Source organism: Bacillus sp. JCM 19034 (assembly GCF_001310635.1).
Classification (GTDB): domain Bacteria; phylum Bacillota; class Bacilli; order Bacillales; family Bacillaceae_D; genus Halalkalibacter.
In genome coordinates this window covers 1-1182 of the sequence record NZ_BAXR01000055.1, presented here as the reverse complement: position 1 = coordinate 1182, position 1182 = coordinate 1, and the positions used below count along the sequence as shown (strand labels likewise).

1 protein-coding gene is annotated in these 1182 nt (G+C 46.2%); it reads right to left on the bottom strand.

The features are described from left to right. A partial coding sequence (locus JCM19034_RS20525; RefSeq protein ID WP_269431745.1) for an isopeptide-forming domain-containing fimbrial protein occupies nucleotides 1-1041 on the bottom strand: 1041 nt, incomplete at its 3' end. Between the last annotated feature and the right edge of the window lie 141 nt (nucleotides 1042-1182).

The window sequence follows — 1182 nt, the reverse complement described above, 5'->3', positions numbered from 1 at the left end:
CCAGTCGGTATCTGAAGCATCTCCAAAGCTTGCGGTAATGACGCCATCCTCGTAGTCTCCTGTTCCTCCGTTGCTTACTTCTAGACTTCCTTCGACATAGCTTAGTCCGTCTGGAAGGACATCCGAAAGGACGAGATTTTCGACGATACTTTCACGAACCGTATTGCGTGCTCGAATCGTGTAAACAACCGTATCACCTGCATGGAAGTCCTCTTTCCCTTCCTCTAGGTTCGCAGCTGTCTTTTCCGATTCAATTTGTGGTTCACGTGGATAAATGAGAACCACTTCGCTTGGTTGATCAGGATCACTGATATTGTCTGCTTCGATTGTTGCGATGTTTTCAATATCTTGGCTTGCTTGACCTTCACCAACGGTCACTTGGAATGTGACCGTATGCCAGTCGGTATCTCTGACATTACCGAACTGCACGACAATTTCCCCGTCCACATAATGACCAGCATCGCCATCTTCTTCATCTGTGACGACTTGTCCATCAACCTCTAGGGTGCCTGACACATACTCAAGGCCCTCTGGTAATTCATCACGTATGACTAAGTTCTTCACTAAGCTATCTTCAATTGTATTTCGGGTTTGAATCGTATACAGCAGCGTATCTCCCACTTCAGCGTTCTCTGTATCTGTATTGCCTTCGGCTTTTTCAACTAGTTCCGCTACTTTCTCTGACTCTAGCTTCGGATCCTTCGGATCGACCGTAAATTCATGTTGTGGCTCCTCTGGTTCAACATTATCACCATCGACCTTCGCCACGTTTTCTATCATCGTTTCCGATTGACCTGCGTCAATCACAGCTTGGAACGTGATCGTACGCCATTCCGTATCCGTTACATTTCCAAAATTAGCGGTAATCTCGCCATCCTCGTATACTCCTGATACATCGTGGCTCACTTCCAGACTTCCTTCCACATAGCTAAGCCCTTCTGGTAGTTCATCGGAAATTACAAGGTTTTCGGCAACACTTTCACGAACCGTATTACGTGCTCGAATCGTATAAACAACCGTATCCCCTACGTGGAAGTTTATCTTCCTTCCTCTAGGTTCTCTGCTGTCTTTTCTGATTCCACATTCGGTTCACGCGGATAAATCATCACTTCTTCACTCGGCTTGTCCGGTTCATCAATATTGTCCCCATCCACTGTTGCGATGTTTTCAATGTCTTGACTC